Source organism: Arcicella gelida, from assembly GCF_034931025.1.
Classification (GTDB): Bacteria; Bacteroidota; Bacteroidia; order Cytophagales; family Spirosomataceae; genus Arcicella; species Arcicella gelida.
Genome location: NZ_JAYGIL010000038.1, coordinates 1 through 22335 on the forward strand (window position 1 = coordinate 1; position 22335 = coordinate 22335).

The 22335-nt window shown below is 33.5% G+C and carries 21 protein-coding genes; 5 read left to right on the forward strand and 16 right to left on the reverse strand.

The window, feature by feature from the left end; translation table 11 throughout:
* Positions 1-342 precede the first annotated feature (342 nt).
* The 5 genes from tyrS to VB776_RS21545 form a co-directional block, all read right to left on the reverse strand.
* Entirely contained in the window at positions 343-1644 is a 1302-nt protein-coding gene (gene tyrS / locus VB776_RS21525; RefSeq protein WP_323698937.1) for a tyrosine--tRNA ligase, read from the reverse strand.
* A 111-nt stretch (positions 1645-1755) separates the two neighbouring features.
* On the reverse strand, positions 1756-2418 hold the full coding sequence (locus tag VB776_RS21530; RefSeq protein ID WP_323698938.1) for a response regulator transcription factor: 663 nt from the start codon (positions 2416-2418) through the stop codon (positions 1756-1758).
* A 54-nt stretch (positions 2419-2472) separates the two neighbouring features.
* On the reverse strand, positions 2473-3246 hold the full coding sequence (locus VB776_RS21535; RefSeq protein ID WP_323698939.1) for a sensor histidine kinase: 774 nt from the start codon (positions 3244-3246) through the stop codon (positions 2473-2475).
* Positions 3247-4033: 787 nt separating this feature from the next.
* Positions 4034-4321, reverse strand: coding sequence for a hypothetical protein (locus VB776_RS21540; protein WP_323698940.1), 288 nt, complete (start codon positions 4319-4321; stop codon positions 4034-4036).
* 124 nt (positions 4322-4445) lie between these two features.
* Positions 4446-5030, reverse strand: coding sequence for a riboflavin synthase (locus tag VB776_RS21545; protein WP_323698941.1), 585 nt, complete (start codon positions 5028-5030; stop codon positions 4446-4448).
* A gap of 348 nt (positions 5031-5378) precedes the next feature.
* Between VB776_RS21545 and VB776_RS21550 the strand changes: the two genes are divergently transcribed.
* Positions 5379-5996 carry a DUF1684 domain-containing protein gene (locus VB776_RS21550; protein WP_323698942.1) on the forward strand — a complete coding sequence of 206 codons (618 nt, stop codon included), beginning with the start codon at positions 5379-5381 and terminating at the stop codon, positions 5994-5996.
* A 51-nt stretch (positions 5997-6047) separates the two neighbouring features.
* Here VB776_RS21550 and tnpA read toward each other — a convergent pair whose 3' ends face one another.
* The 9 genes from tnpA to VB776_RS21595 all read right to left on the reverse strand — a co-directional run bounded on the left by tnpA (position 6048) and on the right by VB776_RS21595 (position 15007).
* On the reverse strand, positions 6048-6509 hold the full coding sequence (gene tnpA / locus VB776_RS21555; protein ID WP_323698977.1) for an IS200/IS605 family transposase: 462 nt from the start codon (positions 6507-6509) through the stop codon (positions 6048-6050).
* 882 nt (positions 6510-7391) lie between these two features.
* Positions 7392-9209, reverse strand: a complete 1818-nt coding sequence (locus VB776_RS21560; protein ID WP_323698943.1) for an acyl-CoA dehydrogenase — start codon at positions 9207-9209, stop codon at positions 7392-7394.
* 211 nt (positions 9210-9420) lie between these two features.
* Positions 9421-9612, reverse strand: coding sequence for a hypothetical protein (locus VB776_RS21565; protein WP_323698944.1), 192 nt, complete (start codon positions 9610-9612; stop codon positions 9421-9423).
* Between the two features lie 239 nt (positions 9613-9851).
* Positions 9852-10727: a DUF4249 domain-containing protein gene (locus VB776_RS21570; protein ID WP_323698945.1), complete on the reverse strand. Its 876-nt coding sequence runs from the start codon at positions 10725-10727 to the stop codon at positions 9852-9854.
* A gap of 3 nt (positions 10728-10730) precedes the next feature.
* Positions 10731-13076: a TonB-dependent receptor gene (locus VB776_RS21575; protein ID WP_323698946.1), complete on the reverse strand. Its 2346-nt coding sequence runs from the start codon at positions 13074-13076 to the stop codon at positions 10731-10733.
* A 3-nt stretch (positions 13077-13079) separates the two neighbouring features.
* Positions 13080-13520, reverse strand: a complete 441-nt coding sequence (locus tag VB776_RS21580; RefSeq protein ID WP_323698947.1) for a hypothetical protein — start codon at positions 13518-13520, stop codon at positions 13080-13082.
* Between the two features lie 188 nt (positions 13521-13708).
* Positions 13709-13897, reverse strand: a complete 189-nt coding sequence (locus VB776_RS21585) for a hypothetical protein (protein WP_323698948.1) — start codon at positions 13895-13897, stop codon at positions 13709-13711.
* A 149-nt stretch (positions 13898-14046) separates the two neighbouring features.
* On the reverse strand, positions 14047-14202 hold the full coding sequence (locus VB776_RS21590) for a hypothetical protein (protein WP_323698949.1): 156 nt from the start codon (positions 14200-14202) through the stop codon (positions 14047-14049).
* 151 nt (positions 14203-14353) lie between these two features.
* The gene (locus VB776_RS21595) at positions 14354-15007 is read right to left on the reverse strand and encodes a glycoside hydrolase family protein (RefSeq protein WP_323698950.1); all 654 of its coding nucleotides are present in this window, start codon (positions 15005-15007) and stop codon (positions 14354-14356) included.
* Between the two features lie 177 nt (positions 15008-15184).
* Here VB776_RS21595 and VB776_RS21600 point away from each other — a divergent pair, with 177 nt between their 5' ends.
* Both VB776_RS21600 and VB776_RS21605 read left to right on the forward strand, forming a co-directional pair.
* Positions 15185-16216 carry a sensor histidine kinase gene (locus VB776_RS21600; RefSeq protein ID WP_323698951.1) on the forward strand — a complete coding sequence of 344 codons (1032 nt, stop codon included), beginning with the start codon at positions 15185-15187 and terminating at the stop codon, positions 16214-16216.
* 28 nt (positions 16217-16244) lie between these two features.
* Positions 16245-16982 (forward strand): LytR/AlgR family response regulator transcription factor, encoded by a 738-nt coding sequence (locus tag VB776_RS21605; protein ID WP_323698952.1) that lies wholly within the window; start codon positions 16245-16247, stop codon positions 16980-16982.
* Positions 16983-16990: 8 nt separating this feature from the next.
* Here VB776_RS21605 and VB776_RS21610 read toward each other — a convergent pair whose 3' ends face one another.
* Positions 16991-17347 (reverse strand): DoxX family protein, encoded by a 357-nt coding sequence (locus VB776_RS21610; RefSeq protein WP_407653864.1) that lies wholly within the window; start codon positions 17345-17347, stop codon positions 16991-16993.
* 164 nt (positions 17348-17511) lie between these two features.
* On the opposite strand from VB776_RS21610, the gene ubiE reads away from it, so the two are divergent.
* Both ubiE and porT read left to right on the forward strand, forming a co-directional pair.
* On the forward strand, positions 17512-18234 hold the full coding sequence (gene ubiE / locus VB776_RS21615) for a bifunctional demethylmenaquinone methyltransferase/2-methoxy-6-polyprenyl-1,4-benzoquinol methylase UbiE (protein WP_323698953.1): 723 nt from the start codon (positions 17512-17514) through the stop codon (positions 18232-18234).
* Entirely contained in the window at positions 18183-18935 is a 753-nt protein-coding gene (gene porT, locus VB776_RS21620) for a type IX secretion/gliding motility protein PorT/SprT (protein WP_323698954.1), read from the forward strand. The genes ubiE and porT overlap by 52 nt, the downstream gene beginning before the upstream one ends.
* Before the next feature lie 81 nt (positions 18936-19016).
* Here porT and VB776_RS21625 read toward each other — a convergent pair whose 3' ends face one another.
* On the reverse strand, positions 19017-22319 hold the full coding sequence (locus VB776_RS21625; protein WP_323698979.1) for a VCBS repeat-containing protein: 3303 nt from the start codon (positions 22317-22319) through the stop codon (positions 19017-19019).
* Positions 22320-22335 lie beyond the last annotated feature (16 nt).

The window sequence follows — 22335 nt, forward strand, 5'->3', positions numbered from 1 at the left end:
AATCTTACCAAATCTTGCTAGTAATTATCTTCTTAATTACTCTAACTATTTCCCCCTATCTCAGCCCGTTGGCGTCGTTTGGGAGTGCAAAGATGCAAGGTTTATTTTTAACCACCAAATACTTTTACAAAGTTTTTTAAACTTTTTTTGCAAAAAAAAGTTTAAAAAACATAATTGCAATGAAAATCAAGTACTTATCGACAATAATAAATACTGATTTTTTCAAAAAAAATTAAATATTTCTTGAACCATTCAAGTAACACACAAAAATCAGAGTGCCTAAAAACAAAACGAGCACTAAATTTTGAATCTAGTGCTCGTTAATTTTACTCGAAATATGTCTTAGCCTACAATAATCAGGTGGTTTTTCTTTCCTTTTCCTACTAATAAGTATTTCCCGTTGAGTAAATCAAAGGTTGCTGGGTGGTTTGGGTCAGCAATCTTCGTTTTGTTAATACTTAGTGCATTTCCTTGGATAGCTCTTCTTGCTTCTCCTTTAGAAGGATAGATTTCAGCATTGGTTACTACAGATACTAGGTCTGTCACTGTAGCACTAGCTTCAAAAGCTGCTAACGTAATCACTGTTTGTGGAACTCCATCAAAAACTGCTAATATATCGGCATCGCTCATTCCTTGTAATACTTCTAGCGTTCCTTTTCCAAAAAGAATTTCAGACGCTTTTACTGCTATATCGTAATCTTTTTCAGAATGTACTCTTATCGTTACATCTTTTGCTAATGCTTTTTGCATGATACGAAGATGAGGTGCTTCTGCATGGTCAGCCTCTAGTTTTTCAATTTCTTCTTTTGAAAGTAAAGTGAATACTCTTAACAAGCGGCTACAATCAGCATCTGTGGCATTCAACCAAAACTGATAGAACTGGTATGGCGTTGTCATTGTTGGATCCAACCAAACGTTTCCAGATTCTGATTTTCCAAATTTTGTTCCGTCTGCTTTGGTTACTAATGGCGTTGTCAGCGCATAGGCTTTGTGTTCAATTTCATCGGCGCCACCTTCTTTACGTCTGATGATTTCTGTTCCAGTGGTGATATTTCCCCATTGGTCAGAACCTCCCATTTGTAAACGAACATTTTTATTTTTGTATAACCAGTAAAAATCGTAGCCTTGTAATAATTGGTAAGAGAATTCGGTAAATGAAATGCCTGTTTCTAAGCGTTTCTTTACAGAATCTTTCGACATCATATAATTGACAGAAAGATATTTTCCTGCTTCACGTAAAAAACCTAAAAAGCTAAATTCTTTGAACCAATCATAGTTATTAACAACCTCAGCTGAATTATCAATATCAGTAAAGTCTAAAAACTTTTCTAATTGCTTCTTGATACATTCTTGATTATGGCGAAGTGTATCTTCTGAAAGGAATTCACGTTCTGCTGCTTTTCCTGATGGGTCGCCAATCATTCCTGTGGCACCACCTACTAATGCAATAGGTTTATGTCCACACAATTGAAAGTGTTTTAACAACATAATCGTTGCTAAATTTCCGATATGTAAAGATGAAGCGGTAGGGTCAAAGCCGATATAAGCGGCTGTCATTTCTTTTTGTAATTGTTCTTCTGTGCCAGGCATCATGTCCTGAAGCATTCCACGCCAACGCAGTTCCTCTATAAAATTGCTTTTCATTTCAAATTAATGATAAATATGCTCTCTGTTTAACTTTTCACAAAGTTAGAGATTGTCTATTGATATTTTACTTGCCTGAATGGTATTCTTGAAATGTGGAGCAATAATCTCTTAGCAAATTCCATTTCGTACTGCCCATGCTACTAAACCTGCTACGTTTTTTGTACCTGTTTTTTCCATAATGCGATTCCGATGTCCTTCTACGGTTCTGGCACTTAGGCATAACATTTCGGCAATGTTTTGGGTAGTTGTACCCTGACAAATATGTTCAAGTACTTCTAATTCTCTATCTGAAATTCCAATTTGAATACTTAATTGATTTTCCGTTTTTTTCTCTGGCTTATTAATCATCCGATTGTGCATGACTTTTACCAAAAATGGTCCATAATAATAGTCTTCTTTGAAAACTGTATAAATGGCATTTTCTACTTCGTCGGGATGAGCATCTTTTAGTAAGTAGCCATTTGCCCCTAAAGACATCAAATGTGTCACAAATTTGTCTTCATCGTGCATCGAAATCACGATTATCTTTACTTTGGGAAATTGCTTCTTGATTCGTTCTGTAGCTCTGATACCGTCTAATATAGGCATATTCAAATCCATCAAAACAATATTGGGATGTGTTTCAGCGATATTGTCTATCAATTCTTGTCCATTAGATGCTTCAAGCACTACTTCAAAATCATCATTGAGACTTAATAATGAAACAAGTCCACGACGAAAAAGGGCGTGATCGTCGGTAACGGCGATTCTAATCTTAGTTAGGTTACTCATTAATGGTTAGTTTTCAGAGAAAATTGTTTATAGCACAATGCTATTTTACAATACTTAGGATTCAGAAAGAGCTACCGTAATGATAAAAGTAGAGCCTCTTCCTATTTCAACATCAAATTTAAGTTGTCCTTTGATAAGACTCATACGACTTTCGATATTTTTTATTCCGATGCCTCTACTTGGTTGATTTACTCCTTCTAAATCAAAGCCTTTCCCATTGTCTGAAACTTCTAGTCTAAGTGTATTTTTGATTTCTGTTAAAGTGATTTTGATTTCCTTTGCCTCCGCATGTTTTAAGGCATTGTTGACTAATTCTTGCGTAGAGCGATAAAGTGCTAATTCTATTTTAGCATCATATCTTGCATTGGCATCACAAATAAAATGAATTGGGAGATTGGTATGGAGTGTCATTTTCTGAGAGAAATCTTTCAAAGCTTCTATCAAACCAAATTCATCTAAAGTACTTGGCATTAAATCTTTGGAAATTCTCCTGACATTATGAAGGGCTTCATTTAACAATTCCTCAGTTCTACCGAGCAGTATTGTTCTTTTAGATTCGTTTTCTGAATACTTATTTAATTGTGAGAGGCTCATTCTTGTAGCAGAAAGTAATGCCCCGATTTCATCGTGCAAATCTCCACCAATTTGTCGGCGAACTACTTCTTGAGAGCCAACACTTGCCTCGAGCATGGCTTGATGAAGTGCTTCTTCGTGAGCCGCTCTTTGTAATCTTTGACGACGATAATATACAATCACAAAAAGTATAATTGCCGAAACTGGCAAAAGCATTGCAATGGTGCCTAGAATAACGATTTTGACCTCATTCATTCAATTAAATCATTTATAGGCTCCAAATTTCTGCTTTATTAGTCTTCCGTGCAAAATATACACTAAAAGAATAATAGATGTTGCAAAAGTAATCATCATGATAGTACCTAATTCGATGATGACTTTAATTGTAGAGGCGTCTTGCTGAACCATAATCCTATTGCTAAAAAGATTCTAAAGATGAATGATAATACATAGTAAATATTCCATAACTCCAAATACAAGTCCATATTCTTATTAAAAAGAATCAATTCCCCATAAAGAAACAAAAACAAAGTTCCAGAAAAGTATAACAAACATGCTACGCTTATCCAAAACATCGGTAGTATTGACAATTTCTTTACTTGAAGAGTTTGTAGAAGCTGATAAAAATAGATAAAAACCCAAGTGATAACAAGTAAACAAGAAATTGCACTTATCACACCATTATATCTTTCAAAACTCAATCGCTCTGTAAAAACAATAACAGAAAATACTGCATAGATGCCTATAGTGGCATAGGTCAGTTTTTTTATTTTTCTCCCCCTAAAAACTTGGTTGTACATAAACCCAATCATAATACATTCAAAAACAGTAAATGTATTTATCATAAAATGATTGGGTCTGTGTAGTACTATAGACCAATAATTTCCCAAAGCTTCATAAATAATTGCACCTATTATATAAAGAAAAAGTATTCTAAACTCGATAGTTAAGTACTTATTCCTATAAATAGCAATTATCAAAGGAAGTAATACTACGGTAGAGGATATATATGAAAGTATTAGGTCTATCACTTCTGAAAGGTTTAAACGAATTTAGGCTTACATCTAGGTGGGCAAGGAGGAGGTCCAACAATACAAGAAGTTGAAACAATTTCACAATCATTATTAACTCCGCTAATAATTAATTGGTGTACCTTATCTTCGTCATAAGTATGTTCAATTTTAAAACCTACGATTTCTGGATTTTCTTCTAGCATTGCTACTAATAAAGATGCACTTACATAATGAGAATGTACTTCATGCTTTTTCTTGTAATCTTCTAATCCTTTAGATTCTTTTTCTGATTCTCTCTTAATAAGCTTACCTGCCATATTTGTTGAATGATTGGGGTGGTTAATAATATTCAAAACTACTAAAATGTATATAATTACAAAGTATTCAATTAAAAATAGCGTAGAAATACAGATAAAACAGGTATTTATACGCTATCGCACTTTACAACGTAATCATCTTTTTGATGTATTTTCCTACAATGTCAAATTCTAGGTTTACAATGTCACCGATTTTTAAGGTATGAAAAACGGTGTGTTCGTAAGTATAAGGAATAATGGCTACTCTGAAAGTATTTATGCCTGAATTAAATACAGTAAGACTTGTGCCATTGATACAGATTGAGCCTTTTTCAACGGTAACGTTTTGTCCGTCGTTACTATATTCAAAATCATAAAGCCAAGAGCCATCTTGTTCGATAACATTGGTAACTACTCCTGTTTGGTCAACGTGTCCTTGTACAATGTGTCCGTCGAAACGTCCATTTGCTGGCATACATCTTTCAAGATTCACTTTCGAACCTACCGTTAAAGCTCCTAAATTGGTTTTTTTAAGGGTTTCGTCGATGGCTGTTACCGAATATTCTTCTCCTTTAATATCAATTACTGTTAAACACACGCCATTGTGGGCAAGACTTTGGTCTATTTTTAATTCGTTGGTAAAAGGACAAGTAAGTGTAAATGTAATGTTTGTTCCTTCTTTGCTAAGATTGCTTACTTTGCCTAATGCTTCGATGATTCCTGTGAACATTTTGTTATCTGTTATCTGTTATCTGTTATCTGTTATCTGTTATCTGTTATCTGTTATCTGTTATCTGTTATCTGTTATCTGTTATCTGTTATCTGTTATCTGTTATCTGTTATCTGTTATCTGTTAAAAGAGTGTTGTTTTTGAAAGGTAGTTCCAATAATCTTGATTTTATTTAATAAAACCGTGTCAGATTGTTAACGATTAACAGACTCATAACTGATAACTGATAACGATTAACTGATAACCGTTAACTATATAATTTATAACAACTATCGCTTTCGCAAGTTAATTTACTAATTTTGCTTATCTATCAAGAACAGGTATGTTCCTTTTAAAATTCCTCAGAAAATGTTCAAAAATAAATTCTTCCTTGTTTTTATCAGTGTTATTATTGTTACTATCATCATTTACTCTTTTGTGGGTTCTCAAGAAAAACCTGTTACTCAGGCTCTTTCAAATGATTATGCTAAAACGATTCTAGCTTCAAGACAAGCCAAAGATGAGGCATTGAAAACCGAAAAAGATTCGCCTATTGAGGATAAAACAAACTTCAAAGGCTTACATTATTTTGAAGTAAACCCTGTTTATAAAGTAGTTGCTACTTTAGATAAATTAACAAGTGGACAAAGTATAAAAATTGCTATGACTGGCGGTGAAACTGAGGAATATGAAGCTTTTGCAAACCTAAAATTTGAAATTGATGGGAAGAAATGTGCATTAAAAGTATTTAAAACTCCAGAAGGAAACCTATTTTTACCTTTCCGTGACTTAACAAGTAATAAAGAAACTTATGGTGCTGGTCGTTATCTTGATTTAAAAATGGAAGATATTAAAGACCAAAGCATTGAGATTGATTTTAATCTTTGTTATCAGCCTTATTGTGCCTACAATCCTAGTTTTACTTGCCCAGTGCCACCAGCAGAGAATTTTTTAAATGTTGCTTTGAAGGTTGGGGAGAAAATGTAGTTTTTAACTAAATTAATTAACCAAAGAGGAGTTATTTCCTCTTTGCATTGCCTATTCTATCCAGTCGAACAAGTATTTTTCATCAAATTCGACTTCAAATTTTTTCAAGAAATTATAATACTCCTCTTTAAAAGTCCGCTTTTGATGATGTTCTTCTTGATTCAAGATATAATTATACACATCAGCAATATGTGAATGAGAATAAGAAAATGCTCCATAACCTTCTTGCCAAGAGAATCTCCCTTTTACCAATTTTCGGTCATTAATATAATTGGAAGAATTATTTTTAATGTCACGTACTAAATCTGCGATAGCAACCGAAGGCTTTAATCCAATAAAAATATGGATGTGGTCGGGCATTCCATTAATAATAATAGGCTTTTGGTTTTTGCCTTTGATAATACCGGAAATGTATTTATACAATTCATCTTTCCAAGTTTTGTTAATCAAATTCTCCCTACCTTTTACAGCAAACACAATTTGAACATATAGTTGTGAGAACGTTCCAGCCATTTTTTCAAGCATTTATATTTGAAATTAAATTTAATCATTTTCAAATAAAATCACGAAGGGATGATGGGATTATAGAGAAACAAATTTTTCACGTTCAAAATAAATTTTCATATCATTGAAATGCGTTTGTGTCACCCTTTCAGGGTTTTGTAAGCATCGTTCTTATTATTGGCTACAATCCTGACATCCCTTCGGGATTGTTAAATGAAAATACAAATCCCGAAGGGATGATAGGATTATAGAGAAACAATTTCAGCAAAAACAAAACCCCATAGGGGTGATACAATAATGATTTATGAATTCTTTAGCCAAATTTTTTCTCGTGCAAAATCAATTTTTATAGCATCAGAAAGCATTTGTGTCACCCTTTCAGGGTTTTGTAAACATTGTTCTTATTATTGCTACAATCCTATCATCCTTTCTGGATTGTTACTTTATTTTTGCTTTAATATAATTACTTTTTGCTTTTAAACACCTATAGATTGTTTTAATGTAATTATATTATGCTTTGATAAACTTGATTGTTGCTTTAACAAAATTAATCATTGATTACCAACACCTTAACGTTGTTTTTATGTTATTATTCATTGCCTAATTACACTTATCAATTGTTTATGTATAATTATATATTGTTTTATCTGACCTTATTAATACTTAACTGTAATTAAGTATTGCTTAAATATACCTTATTATTGTTTACTTAAAATTAAGCTTTGTTTTACTGTACCATATCATAGATTTTCTATAATTAATTATTGTTAAGCTGTAGTTTGTCTTTGTTTTGATGATAAGACCAATTGCTTCATTAGAAGAAGGCATAAAAAAATCCCCACTTAAATAAGCAGGGATATGCGTTTGTTTTGATGTATGTGTAATTTAATATTATTGAAAAACAATATGCTTTTCCGAATCGACAGTTAGTAAAGTAGTATCTGTTAATCGGGTTGCTAAAGCATAATTTTTGATTAATTCATAATGGTAAAAGAATTTCATCGTGTGAATTTTAGATTCATAAAATGATGATTCACTTTCTTCAAGATTTTGGGTAATTAATGCTTGCTTAGCTACAATTGCTTGTTTAAGCCATATCCATGCTACGCTAGTAATCCCAAAAAACTCCATGTAAAGGTTCGCATCTGCTAAAAAAGCCTCATTATCTCCTTTGGCAGCAATACTTAATAAGTGCATCGTTACTTTTTGTAAACGTCCTAGCTCCTTTTCAAGCTTTTCTGCATAAGGTTTTAGTTCATCAAAAGTATTTGCCAGCTCAATACTCTTCATTATTTCATTGAAAAGTAACTGTGGTGCTTTGCCATTGTTCAATGTTACTCCCCTACCTAACAAATTCAAAGAATGGATGCCTGTTGTACCTTCGTAGATAGACATAATTCTAACATCACGTGCCATTTGTTCTAATGGGAAGTCTTCTGTGTAGCCATAACCGCCAAAAACTTGCAAACCTTCATTTACTGCTTTGATACCCATTTCGGCTGGGTAAGTTTTAGCAACGGTTGTCATCAAATCAAGCATTAATTGGTAAGGTTTAGCCTCCTCTGAAGCTTTCCCAAGCCCATGAATCATGTCTTGCCAGTGATAACATTCTAATAAAAGTCCCAAAGAGCCTTCAACAACGGCTTTTTGAAACAATAACATCCTTTTTACGTCGGGATGGTTAATGATGTACGTCTGTTCTTCTTCTAAATTTTTATTGTTAAGCTTCCTTCCTTGCGGACGTTCCTTCGCATACTCTAATGAAGCATAATATGCGGCAGAAGCAATGTAAGTTCCGCCCATGCCAACGCCTAAACGTGCTTCGTTCATCATCTGAAACATGTAGCTAAGTCCTTTGTTGGCTTCTCCAACTAAATATCCAACTGAATTATCTTTATCACCAAAGGTTAAGTGCATAGCGGGCGTAGCTTTTTGCCCCATTTTATGATAGATTCCCGTAGAAATCACGTCATTATCCACATTAAATTCAGTGCCATCAGCATTTGCTCTGAATTTAGGAACAACAAATAAAGAAATACCTTTAGTACCCAATGGCGCACCTTCAATTCTTGCCAGTACTAAGTGAATTATGTTATCGGCAATGTCATGATCGCCAGCAGAAATGAATACTTTCTGACCTTTAATCTTAAAAGTACCATCACTTTGTGGAAAAGCAGTCGTGATAACATCTGAAAGCGAGCTACCAGCTTGCGGTTCAGTTAAACACATCGAGCCAGTCCATTCCCCAGTGACTAATCTTTGGGCATATTTTTCTTTTAATTCATCCGAACCAAAAGAAAAAATCAAATTTGCAGAACCTGCTGTTAAGCCAGTAAACATTACGAAAGCATTATTGGCAGAACCTCTAATCATTTCACTTGCAGCGTTGACTACAGTTGGTAATTGTTGTCCACCATTTTCATAAGCGAAAGTTGCAGCAATCATTCCTGCATCGCCCATGGCTTTTACATAATCTTTTACAGCAGAATGTACCTTTACTTGACCATTAATTAATTGAGGTTGGTTTCTGTCAGACGAGACATAAGCATTTCTGAGGATTTTATCGGCAATTTCTTCAGTAGTATCCAAAACCATGTCGAACATATCAGGTGTATAATCCTGAAAGTATGAAAACTTAGTAAGTTCTGCCACTTGCAGTACTTCTTTCAACATAAAATCAAGATTGCGACGAGAATATTGCTTATTCATGGTTAATGGCTTTGTTTCTTGTTATGCTTGCATACAATAAAGCGTAAAAGTAATAACATTAATATTATTCTGCAAGCATACGTTTTAAAATAAAGACATAAAAAAAGTTGTCATTTAGCCTGACAACTTAAAATTTTGCAAAAAAAGCTCATTACTTAGCGTTTTTCGTATTTATAGGATTTTTTCTACCAGAAAATTATTATTTAAAATTTTACTCTTTAGGAAAATAATACTCATATATTCTGAAAGAAATAATGGTTACTACAAACAAAATACTTGTACCCCAACTAAATTGATTGAGCAATACATCTATTTCCCTATCATTGAAATAAAGACCAACAGCAATCCTTAATAAAACACAGATTGCATATCCGCTGAGTACAAAATATATTTTCTTGTTCATGTTTGCAGCAAATTTTAGCATTGCAGTAAGAGGCTAAAAGAATATTACTTTTTTACAGATTTCAAAAAGTACTTACCAATAAAGAAAAGGAAAAGACCTAATAAAATTACATTAAAGAGTTGCCATAAAATTAGGCTTAGGTTTGAAGTTAAAATATTGTTTATCATGATTTTAAGTATTTTTTTATTTATAAACTATTATTCAATAAAATTAAGATAAATCATTGACAAATAAAACTTTTAATAAATTCCACTTGTACGATTATAACCCGCAAAAATGCCAAAGCCCCCTTTTATGTTCGAATAGATTTTAATGGGTTCAGCAAAAGGATTATCTTGAGTAAAAGCATTCTCAGCTAAATCTTTATGATAACGATAATAATGAATATCGGTATTCAATACTTGTATTTCATTGAAACTGTAACCTCCATAATATTCATCTCGACGTTTTTGTAGATAAAAGCTTTTAGTAGAACTAAGTCTTTTACCATCATTGTTTAGGTCGGTAATTGAGTGTTCAGAATATTCAGAACCTACATAAACATAGAATTCTCCTCCTACACCTGGACTGTAAGTTTTATCAAGTACATAAATACTGTAGTAGTTTTCTTCATTTGGAATATCATCCCAGTTAATAATATACTTTTTACCTCCTAATTCACCAATCCCTATTTCTTGCACAGTTACCTTTTTTAGATCAACACTGTTCAATGGAATTGTACAAGTAGCTTCAGCTTGTTGCCCATCATAATTAATTACTTTTAGCGTATAAGTCTTTCCTGCTTCTATCTTAAAGAATTTTACATTGAGTGTAAAAGTGCTACTTACATTTCCTTCTGGTTTATCAAAAGTAGCGGTTTTAGTTCCATCTGTAATCGTTACAATAGCTTTACTTACATTGGCAAGCCATACCTGATAAATACTTGTTCCGACAATTGGTCTTGTATAATTCAGTTTTACTTTAATAAGAGTGTCTTGCGGACAAATAAATGCCTCAATAGTAGGTGCTGTACTTGAAGGAATATTATTTACATTTTCTTCGACAGAAAGAAAATCATCTTCGCAACTTGTGAACAAAAGTAAAGTAACAACAAAGATTAAATATGGTATTTTCATGATTTAGAATTTAAAGCTGTAGCTGACAGATGGAACAATTGGGAATAAACCTTTTCTATAAAGTTTATTTTCATAAGCCCCAGTAGTAGTGTTATATGCTTGAGCACTCTCATAATAAAAAGGGTTTATGCGATTATAAGCATTATAAAGACTTATTTCCCAGGTTCGCTCACCTCTTTTCTTCTGTTTATGAAATTGAATCCCTAAATCTAAGCGATGATATGCGGCCGCTTGAAAGGAATTTCTTTCATCGTAATAATTTACTTTTGTATCAACAGGGTTACTTATGTTTGTGTGACCTCCCAAACGAGAACTAGCAATTGGAATCGTTAGACGATTTCCAGTACCATACACCCAAGTAGCCGAAAGTGTAATTTTGGGTTTGAGTTGATAAGTACCTACAATTGATAAATCATGGCGACGGTCGTAACGTGGAGCGAATTCCTTACCATCGTTTATTTCAGCAAATTGATGTTTTATCCACGAGAGCGTATAACCAACCCAGCCTTTTAATCGACCTACTTTTCTTTGTAAGAGTATTTCCATTCCATAGGCTTTCCCTTTGCCAGAAGTAACATTTTCTTGCCAATCAACTTCGCTTGTTTTTTGGGCATCAGGACCAAATTCTAACAATAAAAAACTTGCTCCTTCTTTGTAACCGATGATATTATCCATTTTTTTATAATAAGTCTCGACAGTTAAAGACAGGTTTTTATCAGGAAAATCTTTGGCTAAACCTAAAGCAATTTGCTGAGAAGTTTGCGGGGGAATTTTATCAGTCGCAGACACCCACAAATCTGTGGGTAAACCCAAACCAGAATTTGATAGTAAGTGAATATATTGATTCATTCGGGCATAAGAAGCTTTGATAGCCAAATGATTTGGCAAGCGGTATGCTCCTGAAAAACGAGGTTCAAAATTGAAGTATTTCTTTGAATTAACATTAAAATTACTGAGGCGAAGTCCTGCATTAACTGTAATTTTTTCATTAACGTGCCAAACATCCTCTGCATATAAAGCCGTTTCTACAGCGTCAGTGGCATTTTTTTTGATACCCGATGTATCCGTTCTAGCATCTACTAATATTAACGCACTTGGTGTAAAACGATGGGCAGTAAGTAATATTCCTGTTCGGATGGCATGTTGTGAAGAAGGCAAAAAATCAATGTCAGATTTCAGCGTAAAATCTCTGATACCAGACGAGTAAGCTAAAGAATAAAAACCTTTGTCGGTGGTTTCTTCATTATAAACTTTGAAATTATAATTAGTAAAAATAAGCGAAGTATTACTGAATAGTTTTTGGTTGAAAAGATGATTCCAGCGTAAAGTAGTAGTAGCGTTTCCCCAATTAAAACCATTACTTTCTTGAGAATCACGTGTTTGGCTATTTTCCTGAAAATCAAAAACATCACGCCCAAAGTAACCACTTAAATAAAGTTTATTTTTCTGACCAAAATCATAATTTACTTTCATGTTTAAATCATAAAAGTACATCGTCGGAAAGTCGTTACCAGCAATTGGTTTTAAGATTGCATCGGCATAAGAACGACGAGCAGAGAATAAAAACGAAGAAACATTCTTTTTCAAAGGACCTTCTAAAGTTAGTCTGCTAGACAATAAACCGATACCCGCTTCACCGTGAATTTTTTCTTTATTTCCTTCCTTCATCTGCATTTCTATCACAGATGAAAGTCGCCCACCAAAACGAGCAGGAAAACCACCTTTAGTCATTTCGACACTTTTAAGTGCATCGCCATTAAACACCGAAAAAAAGCCAAACAAGTGATTGGCATTATAGACAACGGCATCGTCGAGAATCAATAAATTTTGGTCGGGACCACCACCACGCACATACAATCCCGCCGAACCTTCACGCCCTTTCTGAACGCCAGGCATGAGTTGAAGTACTTTTAATACATCTTTTTCACCCAATAAAGCAGGAATATCTTTAATCTGTTTGATAGGTACAGAAACTACACTCATTTGCTCGCTTTCACTCACAAAATTTTGGCGTTCGGCATTGACGATTACTTCTTTTAAATCAGTTGATTTAATCTTTAGTTCTATATCAATTTGCTGACTAGCATTCGTCGTAATATTTCTTTTTTCAGACTGATAACCTAGCATTGAGAATACCAATTCAAGGGTTTCAGCATTAGAAATCGTTAGAGAGTAAAAACCGTAATTATTGGTTTGCGTTCCAATTTTTAGGTTGGGAATTGCTACAGCAACGTTGGCTAAAGATTCTTTACTTCCTTGCTCACGGACATAACCACTAATCGTGATTTTCTGAGCATTAGCAGTATAGGTAAAGATGATGAAGTAAGTAAAAAGTATTAATTGTTTCATTCGCTATTTTTTAAGACGTAGTTCGATGGTATTTCCTTGATAAGTTGGACTAGAAGCTCGTGGCCCTTTTAGCGTCATTGAATTACCAGATTGGCTTATTCTGTATGAACCTAATAAACTAATTTTAGGGATTTCCTCATCCATAATAGCAATAAATGTAGTGTTTTCATCAGGAACAGCATTGTAAACTATTTTAATATTTTGAGTTCCCGTGAGGTCATAAAAACCTGAACAAGAACGAATACTTCCTGTTAGCTCACATTGATCTAACTGAAAAATACTGTTTGGATATTTTACTACAGAATCAGGAGCAGTTTGTCCAGTTTTTGAATAGATGATTTCATCGACTTTCCAAGTACCCGATAAATCGTTGATTAATTCTTGGGTTTCATCTTTGCATGAGCATAAGAACAAGGTGATTGATAAAATGAATAACTTTTTCATAATATTGGTATTTGAGGGTGATGTTAGATTTCTTGAAAAGATAATATAGGTTTGTAATAGCTATTTCTCTACGTTTGAGTTTTATGTTTTATTTCCCTAATAAAAATAATGCTAAAGTATTAATAATCGCTATTCCCATAAAATTTATTATGTGAAAGTACCTTAACATGATGTGAAACCACAGAAAATTAACGATTTACTGTTACTTTCATGTAGTCGCATTGATTAACCCCATTAGACTGCGAACAATTGTATTTACGTTTGATAATCAGTTGATTCCCACCAGACTCTAATATATCATAACCGTTACTCCATTTTTGTAATACTTGTTGATAAGCTGAAGTACTAGTAATACTAGAATTGCCTATTCCATTCAAATAAACTGTGTTTATAGCATCCTTATTTGCTTGAACTTGATAGACCAATTGAGTTCTTACTCCATTTTCTGTTATGAAAACATTACAGCCAGATGTTGTTGTGTTGTTCTTATCAGCATCACAAGCATCGAATTCTATGGAAAGATTACTTACTTTACCGTTGAATCTTTCTGAGTATAGCCACTAAACTGTAATTCAGAGACATTCCATTTACCAACCAAACTGTTGATAACTGGAGTTTCATCTTTTTGACAAGATGACATAAAAAAAAACAAAAACATAAGTGAATATGGAAAGTTTTTCATGATGTAAGCTTTTTTAAAAGTGTAAATAAAGAAATTTAAACGCAAGACACTATTAATCGGAAATTCCCCTATGATTGAATATTTTTTCGTTAAAATATCGAGGTAGAAAACTCTACCTCGAAGCTATCGATAATAAAAGGTGTAACCATTCTTAATAGAAAAAACTTCGCCAATCCATTTTTCCCTTGTTTAGTACAGCGTTTACTCCTTGATAATTATCTAACAAACTATCAGGATTCTCCTCTTTGAAGTTTTCTGAACCCAGTAATTGTGTTTTCTCAATCCAATACTCGTAAGCATTTTTATAGAAAAATTTACCCGATAATTCAAAAAGCTTCAAAAAACTCAACGCAATTCCAGATGTTCCATGTCTAATAAATGGATTTCGATTAACCTCCTCCACATTTTTCCGTTTGGCAATTACCTGCCCAACCGTATCTGCAATAAACTTATTGTGAACTTCCCCAAAAAACTCGTCAGCCTTGTAAAGAAGTAATAAAACTGGTAAATCTCCACGAGCCCAACAAAATTCATTTGTATAAATGCGTTCGCCCGTAACTAGATTCACTTGAATCGGGAAATGTGACTGATTAGATTGATATGAGAACTCTACTTCTTGAATACTACTAGTCAGTATTTTAATTTGTTCTTTGAATAAAGACTTCAGTTCATCCTTTTGTTTAATTTCATTCTCATCTTCAAGTTTTTTTAACAGGAAACCTGTTCTTCCTTCTGGCAAATAATATTGGTAAATCTGATCTGCTTGACTACATTCTTTAGTACGTATTTGATTTATTAATGACATAAAATTGCTATTTATCAGACCGATACCATTTAAAATCTTAGTTCTTGAGCTTTAACATTCAGTTAATCAGTAATTAATTGCCTTGATTTTGTAGATTTGAAAAAACATCTTCAAGCACACAAAAACATTACACCAACGAAAAGATTCTAAGGGTCAATTTTGGTTAAACACTGACGAATGAAAAATACAATCAATAAAAAAGAGATACAAGTACATGCTAAAGTTTGGCTAGTTTATTATATACTTACTGTTTTTTGGAATGCCAAAGAAGTAAGCTTTGTCGAGTTCTTCGACTTATTCTTAACTGTTATACTTTGGACAACTGTTTTTTATAGCTACCATTTAGTTTTATTCCCAAAACTTCTGGACAAACGAAAGTGGTTAACACTAATCCTAATTTCCATATTTTTCCTTCTCTTATTTTTAACGGTTTATACCTTTGAAGAAAATATAATCTTACTTCTCAGAAATAAGCCTTTTGCAATACCATCATCTCGTTTCTATAGATTTGCTTCATTTTGGTTTGCAAACTTTGTATTAATTGCTCTTGGCTATCGTTATTACGGAGAATCTATCAAACAAAAGCAGCAAAAACTTCTCATAGAAAGCAACCTCCAAAAAGTAGAAATTGAGCTAAAAAACTCTCAACTAGAAAACCTAAAAGCACAATTCAATCCACATTTTCTGTTTAATTCTTTGTGGTACATTTATACTTTGGTTCAAGGTGAAAATCAAAAAGCAACCAAAGCCGTTGAATTACTTTCGGATATGATGCGATACTCTATGCAAAATCATGAGGTCGGAGAACTCGTTCCGCTAGAAAATGAATTGAATTATGTGAATAATTATATCGAATTACAAAAACTGAGAAATCCAGCTATGAAACTAGATTTTCGGGTGGAAGGAGATGTTGAATCTATCAAAATTTTACCGCTAGTACTGATTTCTTTCGTAGAAAATGCTTTTAAACATGGTAAAATTGACGATATTGAGCATCCACTTACAATATATTTAAAAGTTGAAAAAAATCAATACATTCACTTTAAAGTAAATAACAAAATTTCCTTATTAGGAAAAGAGCGTTCTAGCGGAATTGGTCTTGAAAATGTAAAAAGACGTTTAAAAAGTACTTATGATAATCTTCATACTTTAAAGATTGAAAACGATAACCAATATTACCAAACAGAGTTATACATTCAAATGAAATAAGTTTTCCACAAAATAATACACAAACTCTATGATAACCTGCCTGATTGTTGATGATGAACCCTTTAGCGTTGAAGCCCTTAAAAGTTATGCCCTTCGCATTCCGTTTTTAGAAGTAGTTTTGGCTACCACTTCTGCCGTAGAAGCTGCAATTTTAATTCAAAAACAAAATATTGTTTTAGTATTTTCAGACATCCACATGCCTGAATTATCTGGCTTAGAACTGGTGAAGCTGATTCAAGGGAAAAGTAAAGTCATTTTTGCGACTGCCTATTCAGATTACGCCCTTGATGGTTATCAAAACGATGTGATAGATTACTTAATGAAACCAATTTCTTTCGAAAAATTCTTGAAAGCGGCACAAAAAGCAGAGAAATTAATTGAGTTAGAACGAAACCAAATCGGCAATAAAGTAACAGGAAAAAGTAGCAATACCAATAACGAAGATTTCATTTTCGTAAAAACAGAACACAAAGGGAAGTACATCAAAATAAAATTTGAAGATATTTTAATGATTGAAGGTTCGGGAAATTATGTTACGATTTATACACTTCAACAAGAAAAAATTATTGTTTTACTGACTTTCAAATACTTGGAAGACCACTTGCCCCAAACACAGTTTATCCGAACCCATAAATCATACATTGTAGCATTTAAAGCCATCTCGGGCTTAGATGGCAACACTGTAATCTTAGGCGACCTTTCTGTACCAATTGGCGTTACTTATCGAGAAAATATTCTGAATCATTTTTCTGGGAAGATGATATGAAGCATTCTTCAACCCTTAGTGTACAAATACGCCCACCAAATCAACAAAAACTGTAAAGGAATTCTCAACCATAAAATCCATTCTGAGATTTTGGTGAATTTTCCAGATGTAATCATAAAAATATTGGCTGGCAAAACTGCTACCAATAACAGCATTATTCCCCAAGCGGCATAAGTACGAGTTTGTGGAAAAAGTAAGCCTATTCCTAAAATCACTTCTGCCAGTCCGCTTAAAAAAACCATTAATCCATGTGCTGGAATATATGGAGGCATAATTGCCAAGTAAAATTTAGGTTTTATAAAATGATTTATACCTGCAATGGTATAAAGAAAAGCCATCAAGTAAAGTCCTATTTGCTGTATCATCGTTGTTTTTTGTTTAGTAATAATACTGATTATTCTGAAAAGCTTTGCTTTATGATAGAAACAATATTTTCAAACAAGATGTTATTTCGTAAGAGTATGGTAATTTTGTAAAATTATTAAGATAGAATTATTCCGACGGACAAGGTTGTCCGTACAACAACATAATGAGCGTAGTTCCTTACAAAGAGCAAAGTGCAAGCAAAAAAGAGCAAGTTGCTCAGATGTTTGATAATGTTTCACCGAAATATGATTTTCTAAATCATTTATTGAGCGGTGGTATTGATATTTTATGGCGTAAAAAGGCTGTGAAATTGTTGAAAAAAGCCCAACCAAAAACGATTTTGGATATTGCCACAGGAACGGGAGATTTTGCCATTGAAGCTTTGGCTTTGAAACCAGAAAAAATCGTTGGAGTAGATATTTCAGAAGGAATGCTGAGTGTTGGTCGTGAAAAAATCAAGAAATTGGGTCTTGATACTATCATAGAATTACAAAAAGGTGATTCTGAAAGATTGAACTTTGAAGACAATACTTTTGACGCTGTTATCGTTAGTTTTGGAGTACGAAACTTTGAGCATCTGGAAAAAGGATTAACCGATATGTGCCGTGTAATGAAAAAAGATGGCACTTGTATTGTCCTAGAATTCTCAAAGCCATCAGCATTTCCATTTAAACAGCTATATAATTTTTACTTTAAATATATCTTGCCCGTAGTTGGTAAAATCATTTCAAAAGATACTTCTGCTTATACATATTTACATGATTCTGTACAAGCATTTCCAGATGGGAACGATTTTATCCAAGTATTCGAACGTGCAGGTTTTAACAGAACCCAATGCTTACCACTCACTTTCGGAATAAGTACTATTTACATCGGCAGAAAGTAATTCTTTCTTGTTTATTTTTTGGCATTTGTTCTGTCGGAACTTCGATAGATGCCAATGCTCAAAACTATGATTACAAGCGAATTTATGATGAGTATTATGATGATAAGCCAGTTCATTTTGGCTTTTTGTTTGGTTTTGGTTCATCAAGATTCAATGTTTATCATAGCAGTAGTTTCCAAGCACCAGGCGATACTGCCATTACGATTGTTTCGCCCGGCAATTTTTCATTTCAAGTTGGAGGTTTGGTCAATCTTAAATTAAACGACCGTTTTGACTTAAAATCAGGAATAAATATTGCCTTATATGGTCGTCAGTTGAATTATCGTTTTACGAATTCACCTGATTTTCCACCTGAACTTCGTGAATCTACTTGGCTTGAAATACCCATTTTATTGAAGTATAAATCAATGAGAAGAGGGAATTCAAGAATGTATGTAGATGCTGGTGTTAAAATTGGATTAGAAACCAATGTACGTAAAAATGCCAATAATACCCGAAAATTAGATACCAGAACAAGTGATCTTTCTTTAGAATACGGAATTGGTTTTGAGCAATTCTTTAAGTATTTTAAATTCACGCCTGAACTTAGATTTTCGCATGGATTAACGAATTTGTTCATTGCCCCAAGTGTGAATAACTACGCTAGGGATATACAAAGATTGAATGCACACAGCGTTACGTTGTATTTGATGTTTGAATAATAGCATTGAGGTTTCAGCCTTGAGCTATCAGCTTTTTAATCCTGAGTTATGATTTCATTTCATCACTCAGGATTTTTCATTTTACTTCCTTCTCAACACCATCAATTTATCGTTATTTCTGGCGATAATTATTAGGGTTTCTTTGCCTACTTTAATATTTTTAATGCGTTTTACTTGCCCTTTAATATTAATTCCGTTCAATTTCGTTACTTCAAACTGACATTTACCTTTGTTTATCAGTACTGTTCCGTAATCGGCATCGTATCTCCCCATTTGAATATTGCAGTCATAGAAATTCCCCAACATCAATACATCTGGTAATTTATCTCCATTGGCATCAATGATTTGAGCAGTGTAGAATGGCGATAATTGTGCTTTTGCTGGAAGCGATTGTAATGAGAAATTACCCTTGCCGTCGTTTACTAAAATGGCATTGTCAAAGTAATTTGCTTCAAAAATATTGGCATTTGCTAACTCGTTTTCTCCCACGATGTCCACTATACGTGCATTGGCAAAATCCTTCGCCAAAAGGAATTTCTTTTTAGTAAATGGAAACTGTTTTTGGGTTTCTGCTTTATTGGCAAACATTACTTCTGTTCCTCCCAAATAATAACTCAATACTTGGTCGGTTGTGCCGTTCTTATCAAAATCACTCACATACATTTTTACAGGTTCGTTTTCAGAAGCCTTGATTCGGCTATTTTGTCCAAGATTTCCTGCCAAAATATCTAAATCACCATCGCCATCAAAATCATGAGGCATCGTAAAATTCCACCAACCTTTTTCTTTCGTTAGCATTTTTTTGACAAATTTTCCTCCTTGATTTTCCATCTCACAAATTCCATCCCATTCCAAAGCTAAGAGTAAATCTTGGTCGCCATCTTTGTCTAAATCTTGTAAAATAGCATTTTTCACCAAACCAATATTTTTCAAATCTTTGGCATACTTATCGGTTACGTCAGTAAATTTTCCCGTTCCATCATTTTGTAAAAGGTATGAATTAGGAATTTTTCCGTAAGAATAAGGTACAGAACGGCTCGTAATGAACAAATCCATTCTTCCATCTTTGTTAAAATCAATCGGTTCAACAGCCGACGCTGATATGAATATATTTTGAAAGGCATTTTCTTTGACAGACAAATTTCCTTTACCATCGTTCAAATAAATTCTTGGCGTAAGATAATTCGATTTACCAAAATACTCATTTCCACCTTCGGCTACAACCAAATCAAGATGAGTATCATTGTTTACATCAATCCATTTTGCGTCAATTTCTTCATAAATACTATCTTTTGGGAAAACCGCTTGTTTACTTTCTCTAAATTTCCCGTTTGCATTTTGTAAAAATAAATGTGGCATTGAAGTTTTGGAAGAACCTAAAAACACATCTTCTAATCCATCATGATTTATATCAGCAACTGCTAAAGCTGGACCTTCAGACGACATTTTATGAGGAATCAATGCTTCTCTTTCAAATTCGTTAAAGTCATTTTCTTGATGTAAAACCGCTAAATTAAGCGATTCTGCAACATCTGTGAATTGGTGAAATGGTTTACTTCTGTGTTTAAATTGTTCATAATCAAATAGAGGTAAATGCTGCTGGTAAGCAATAAAAAGAGAATCTTTATCCGTTTTTAGTTTTATTTTTTGAAATGTTCTATCTGACCAAATCAAATAAATGGAATCTACTTCGGCTTTATTTCCTAAACCAATTGTCAACGGAATTTCCATACTTGCTTGAAAAGCTTTTACTGGAAATTTTTCATAAGAAATCGTTTCTCCGCCTTTCTTGAAAACCAATACTTTTGCTCCGATGGCATTCAAATTTTTCTCAGAACCTTTCAAATACAAACGAATATGAGCATTTTCGGGAGCGTACACATTGGCTTTGTTTTCATAAATAAATGCCTTTTGATTGATATTATTCGTAACAATATCCAAATCACCATCGTTATCTAAATCTGCATAAACTGCTCCATTTGAATACGAATCTTGATTATTTGCAATACTTTTCTCTTTGTCTTCAAAACGCAGCTCTGATTTATTTTGAAAGAATTTATTGGGAATTTTTATTTCTGGCAATTTATCCACCAATGAAATATCACTTTCATCCATTTCCTTTCTTTCCAATTTCATCTGAATATCTTCCGAAGAAACAAAACTGATATAATCAATATCGTTCATTCGTTTCGGAATTCCATTTGAAATGAATAAATCTTTGCGACCGTCATTTTCAAAATCAAAAAACAAAGGCGACCACGACCAATCTGTTGCATGTACGCCCGCAAACATCGCCATTTCCGAGAAAGTACCGTCGCCATTATTTAACTGCAAATTGTTTCTAGCAAATTGGTAATTGTAACCGTAGCTTAATTTATATTGAAAAATATTATAAGAATCTTCGCCTTCCGAACGCTTCAAAATCTCACGGTCAAACGGCAACATATCCAACGAAATAATTTCTGGATATATATCATTATTGATATCAGCAACGTCAATTCCCATCGAGAACTGGCTGGTGTGCATCATCGAACTTTCGATACTTTCCAAGAAAGTACCGTTCTTTTGATTAATATACAAATAGTCATTTTCGTGAAAATCGTTACCAATATACATATCTGGATAACCATCAAAATTGACATCGCCGACGCCAACACCCAAACCATAGCCTAAAGCATCTCTTTTAATACCTGTTTGTTCGGCTACTTCAATGAATTTTCCATCGTCATTTCTAAAAAGTTTATCCCCTGCCAAAGGATGAAAAGTACCTTGAAAAGTACTTCTTACACCAAAAGTACCATTTTGATGCACGGAATGATTGAGTTGAAACATATCCAAATCGCCATCCAAATCATAATCAAAAAAAGTCGCTTGTGTGCCAAAACCCACTAAATCTAAGCCGTACTCTTTCGATTTTTCTTCATAAACAGGAATGCCTTCTTTGGTAATTTCTTTACAAACGAAGAGTAAATTATGTCCCTTTAAACTTTCAAACCCACCTACCTGGCTGACGTAAATATCTAATTTTCCATCTTGATTAATATCCACTACCGAAACGCCATTCGACCAGCCTTTTTCTCCTTTGAAATTTGCTTTTTCAGTGATGTCCTCAAACTTCATTCCTCCACGGTTGAGGTAGATTTTATTATCTTTCAGATTAGCAGTAAAACATAAATCAACCAGTCCATCATTGTTAAAATCACCAACACCAACACCTCCGCCATTGTAGAAGTACATATAAGTAAAGATGTTTAAATCTTTGGTTGGCGTTAGGTCGTTTGAAAATTCAATGCCAGTTTTTTCAGCATCTAATAATTCAAAAGTGTATGGTTCTTTGTTTTTGCAGGAAACAAAGAACAGGAAAATGAAAATTACATACCTCACCCCCAACCCCCTCTCC

Coding starts and splice junctions, on each gene's coding strand:
- tyrS (WP_323698937.1), bottom strand. CDS start 1,644: ATGAAAAGCAATTTTATAGAGGAACTGCGTTGGCGTGGAATGCTTCAG.
- VB776_RS21530 (WP_323698938.1), bottom strand. CDS start 2,418: ATGAGTAACCTAACTAAGATTAGAATCGCCGTTACCGACGATCACGCC.
- VB776_RS21535 (WP_323698939.1), bottom strand. CDS start 3,246: ATGAATGAGGTCAAAATCGTTATTCTAGGCACCATTGCAATGCTTTTG.
- VB776_RS21540 (WP_323698940.1), bottom strand. CDS start 4,321: ATGGCAGGTAAGCTTATTAAGAGAGAATCAGAAAAAGAATCTAAAGGA.
- VB776_RS21545 (WP_323698941.1), bottom strand. CDS start 5,030: ATGTTCACAGGAATCATCGAAGCATTAGGCAAAGTAAGCAATCTTAGC.
- VB776_RS21550 (WP_323698942.1), top strand. CDS start 5,379: ATGTTCAAAAATAAATTCTTCCTTGTTTTTATCAGTGTTATTATTGTT.
- tnpA (WP_323698977.1), bottom strand. CDS start 6,509: ATGGCTGGAACGTTCTCACAACTATATGTTCAAATTGTGTTTGCTGTA.
- VB776_RS21560 (WP_323698943.1), bottom strand. CDS start 9,209: ATGAATAAGCAATATTCTCGTCGCAATCTTGATTTTATGTTGAAAGAA.
- VB776_RS21565 (WP_323698944.1), bottom strand. CDS start 9,612: ATGAACAAGAAAATATATTTTGTACTCAGCGGATATGCAATCTGTGTT.
- VB776_RS21570 (WP_323698945.1), bottom strand. CDS start 10,727: ATGAAAATACCATATTTAATCTTTGTTGTTACTTTACTTTTGTTCACA.
- VB776_RS21575 (WP_323698946.1), bottom strand. CDS start 13,076: ATGAAACAATTAATACTTTTTACTTACTTCATCATCTTTACCTATACT.
- VB776_RS21580 (WP_323698947.1), bottom strand. CDS start 13,520: ATGAAAAAGTTATTCATTTTATCAATCACCTTGTTCTTATGCTCATGC.
- VB776_RS21590 (WP_323698949.1), bottom strand. CDS start 14,202: ATGAAAAACTTTCCATATTCACTTATGTTTTTGTTTTTTTTTATGTCA.
- VB776_RS21595 (WP_323698950.1), bottom strand. CDS start 15,007: ATGTCATTAATAAATCAAATACGTACTAAAGAATGTAGTCAAGCAGAT.
- VB776_RS21600 (WP_323698951.1), top strand. CDS start 15,185: ATGAAAAATACAATCAATAAAAAAGAGATACAAGTACATGCTAAAGTT.
- VB776_RS21605 (WP_323698952.1), top strand. CDS start 16,245: ATGATAACCTGCCTGATTGTTGATGATGAACCCTTTAGCGTTGAAGCC.
- VB776_RS21610 (WP_407653864.1), bottom strand. CDS start 17,347: ATGATACAGCAAATAGGACTTTACTTGATGGCTTTTCTTTATACCATT.
- ubiE (WP_323698953.1), top strand. CDS start 17,512: ATGAGCGTAGTTCCTTACAAAGAGCAAAGTGCAAGCAAAAAAGAGCAA.
- porT (WP_323698954.1), top strand. CDS start 18,183: ATGCTTACCACTCACTTTCGGAATAAGTACTATTTACATCGGCAGAAA.